Consider the following 3,146-nt stretch of genomic DNA (forward strand, 5'->3'; position numbering starts at 1 on the left):
AAAACATTTAGAATATTAAGTGAACGCTATCGAAATAGACGGAAAAGATTCGGTTTACGCATTAACTTAATCGCTGCACTGGTAAACCGGATAAATTTTCAATAATGACTTTCGCAAGAGATCTATTATATTATAAATATATAAACTATATTGATATCTACTTCAAAAGGATATTATGAAAACCCCAAACCAGCTAATAGCTGAAACTAAAAATAAGGTTATTGAAATAAAAGTCGAGAAGCTCTACGAGAAATATTTAGAATATCCTGACTTAATTTTAATAGACGTTCGTGAACCTGAAGAATACAAAACTGTAGCTATTGATCGAGCTGTAAATTTTCCACGAGGGATGCTGGAAATGAAAATAGCCCAACATCCCCTAGTGAATCACCATTGCGAAATTGAACATTCTTTACAGGAACTATCAGAAAAAGATATTTATTTAATCTGTGGTACAGGAGCTCGTTCAGCTCTATCAATTCAAGCACTTCAAAATATGGGATTTGAAAAACTTTATTCTGTAGAAGGTGGTATGCAAGCTTGGATTGATGCAGGTTATCCAACCATTTCTTATTTAAATTAATTCCCCCCCTAAGGAGACTGTAAATGTCTAACCTAGATGAAGTTGTAACATTTCCACAATTAAATAAGCCAGCACCAAATTTCAATGCCAAAACTACTCATGGTATGAAAAGTTTAGAAGATTACAAGGGAAAATGGTTAGTTCTTTTCTCACATCCAGCTGACTTTACACCTGTTTGTACTACTGAATTTATGGGTTTTGCAACTCGCGCTGAGCAATTCGCTGAACTGAACTGTGAACTATTAGGTTTATCAATTGATAGTGTACATTCACATATTGCTTGGGCACGTAGTATTGAAGAAAATTTTGGCATTAAAATCCCATTCCCAATTATTGCCGATCTTTCAATGGAAGTTGCCAAAGCTTATGGCATGATCCAACCAGGTGCTAGTGATACAGCAGCTGTTCGTGCGACTTTTATTATCGATCCTGAAGGTATCTTACGTGCAATGGTTTATTACCCTATGAGTAATGGACGTAGTATTGATGAGTTTCTTCGTGTACTTAAAGCGTTACAGACTTCTGATGAATACAAAGTTGCTACACCTGAAAATTGGCAACCGGGCCAAGAAGTGATTGTGCCACCACCAGTAACAATGGAAGCTGCTGATACACGTAAATCTGAAGGCTACAACTATGTAGATTGGTACTATAGCACTAAATCACTATAATTTGAAATTAGTTCTTTACTTCAAATTGTAGTAATAAAAATATGAGGCAGTTAGCCTCATATTTTTATTTATCATCTGACAAAATTTATTCTAAAAGACTTCTTAACATCCATGCAGTTTTCTCATGAATATCTAATCGTTGTGTGAGTACATCTGCTGTTGGCTGGTCATTCGCCTCATCCACAACATCAAATATACTTCTTGCAGTTCTCGCAACCGCTTCATGTGCATTAACCAGTAACTGAATCATTTCATTTGCTTTAGGAACACTCTCGACTTCCTTGATTGAAGCTAATTTTATAAATTGCTTATAAGTACCTGGTGCAGGAAAACCTAAAGCACGGATACGCTCAGCAATTACATCTAGTGCATTCCACTGTTCAGTATATTGGTCCATGAACATGTTGTGCAGGCTGTTAAACTGAACCGTACCGGGTTTGTCGGAGACTTTTTTATTTAAGTTAGGCCACCTGACCTAACGGGTTAATCTTATCATAGTACATTGCTTCAAACTCAAAAGGCGATACATAACCCAGTGCACTGTGTACACGCTTTTTATTGAACCAATCTACCCAGTTTAGTGTCGCAAGTTGTACATCTGCTAAACCTTGCCAATCTGCTTTTAGATAGTAAGCGTCCGCTGAATCCCATGCCTATTTTTTAATTTTGGTCGGATTTCCAGCGGTGTGGCAGTAATTCTTCTATTTGGGTCACTTTATGCGTCGGCAGCCTTTTCAGCACATCACTTAAATAGGCATACGGATCCAGTCCATTCAGCTTTGCTGACTGGATTAAAGTCATGATATTGGCAGCTCGTTGGCCGCTGCGCAGCGAGCCAGCAAACAGCCAGTTCTTACGTCCCAACGCCCAGGGGCGCATCTGATTTTCAATCCAGTTATTATCTATAGGCAAATTACCATCATCCAGATAGCGGCAGAGTGCCTGCCAACGTTTTAGGCTGTAATTGATCGCCTTGGCAGTTGGAGAACCCGATGGCACCGTCAGATAATGTTGGTTGAGCCATTCATACAGTTGTTGCATCACCGGTTGACTATGCTTTTGCCGATATTCGCGGCGATGTTCTGCTGTACCATCGGTCTTTTTCCTGAGTTCTGCTTCTATGGCATACAGTTTCTGAATCAGCACTAATGCCGGTTCAGCGATCTGACTTTTCCCGGTCACATGCAGTTCATGAAATTTACGACGTGCATGTGCCATGCAGCCCACCTCAATGACCTGGCCTGATTTAAAGCGTGCTTTATAACCACTGTAATCATCACAGACCAGATGACCCTGCCAGCCTTTCAGGAACTCTTCAGCATGCTGACCTGAACGACTATCCTGAAAGTCATAGATCACCGCTTGAACTGGATTGTACTGTGTGGTGGCATAGGCCCAGACATAACCTTTCTTCGGTTTTTTCTCATCATCACCCATCCGCATGATGGTGACCGGCGTTTCATCGGCATGGATCACCCGCTGTTGCAACACCACCTGTTTTAAGGCATTAGCCAGAGGTTCCAGTTCCACACCGCAGCGACCAATCCAGTCAGATAAAGTGGATCTGGACAGATCAATGCCAGCCCGCTGATAGATCAGGCGCTGACGGTACAGCGGTAAATGATCGGCATACTTCGATACCAGCACATGGCTGAGCAGTTCAGGTGAAGCAATGCCTTTATCAATCACATAGGCAGGCATCGCTTGCTGAGTCAGGGTGTCACACTGATCACAGACCCATTTGCCACGGACATGCTGTTCCTTGTAGAACTGTGCCGGTCTGAAATGCAGTTTTTCACTGATATCTTCGCCGATACGACGTAACTGGCAGCCACAACTGCATTGGGTTGATGCAGGTTCATGCTCAATACGGATGGTGTGTAGATGATCTG

3 protein-coding genes and 3 pseudogenes are annotated in these 3,146 nt (G+C 41.4%); 3 read left to right on the top strand and 3 right to left on the bottom strand.

Translation table 11 applies throughout. From position 1 onward, the window contains the following. The 3 genes and pseudogenes from FTT87_RS15660 to FTT87_RS15670 form a co-directional block, all read left to right on the top strand. Positions 1-105 (top strand): annotated as a pseudogene (locus FTT87_RS15660) (IS5/IS1182 family transposase); the annotation flags it as partial. A gap of 70 nt (positions 106-175) precedes the next feature. Further along, positions 176-583: a rhodanese-like domain-containing protein gene (locus tag FTT87_RS15665; RefSeq protein WP_004973758.1), complete on the top strand. Its 408-nt coding sequence runs from the start codon at positions 176-178 to the stop codon at positions 581-583. A gap of 23 nt (positions 584-606) precedes the next feature. Then, positions 607-1,254, top strand: coding sequence for a peroxiredoxin (locus FTT87_RS15670; protein WP_086194912.1), 648 nt, complete (start codon positions 607-609; stop codon positions 1,252-1,254). A gap of 85 nt (positions 1,255-1,339) precedes the next feature. Here the strand turns inward: FTT87_RS15670 and FTT87_RS15675 are convergent. From FTT87_RS15675 to FTT87_RS15685, 3 genes and pseudogenes are all read right to left on the bottom strand, one after another. Further along, positions 1,340-1,678 (bottom strand): annotated as a pseudogene (locus tag FTT87_RS15675) (Dps family protein); the annotation flags it as partial. 37 nt (positions 1,679-1,715) lie between these two features. Next, a pseudogene (locus FTT87_RS15680) lies at positions 1,716-1,883 on the bottom strand (integrase core domain-containing protein); the annotation flags it as partial. A gap of 31 nt (positions 1,884-1,914) precedes the next feature. Continuing rightward, positions 1,915-3,146, bottom strand: a 1,232-nt coding sequence (locus FTT87_RS15685; RefSeq protein ID WP_180175098.1) for an IS66 family transposase, incomplete at its 5' end; no start/stop codon positions are given.

The sequence above is a fragment of the Acinetobacter sp. YH01022 genome (genome assembly GCF_013420235.1).
GTDB lineage: Bacteria > Pseudomonadota > Gammaproteobacteria > Pseudomonadales > Moraxellaceae > Acinetobacter.

Bases quoted from the DNA above. Each gene is read 5' to 3' on its own strand.
- FTT87_RS15665 (WP_004973758.1), top strand. From the start codon at position 176: ATGAAAACCCCAAACCAGCTAATAGCTGAAACTAAAAATAAGGTTATT.
- FTT87_RS15670 (WP_086194912.1), top strand. From the start codon at position 607: ATGTCTAACCTAGATGAAGTTGTAACATTTCCACAATTAAATAAGCCA.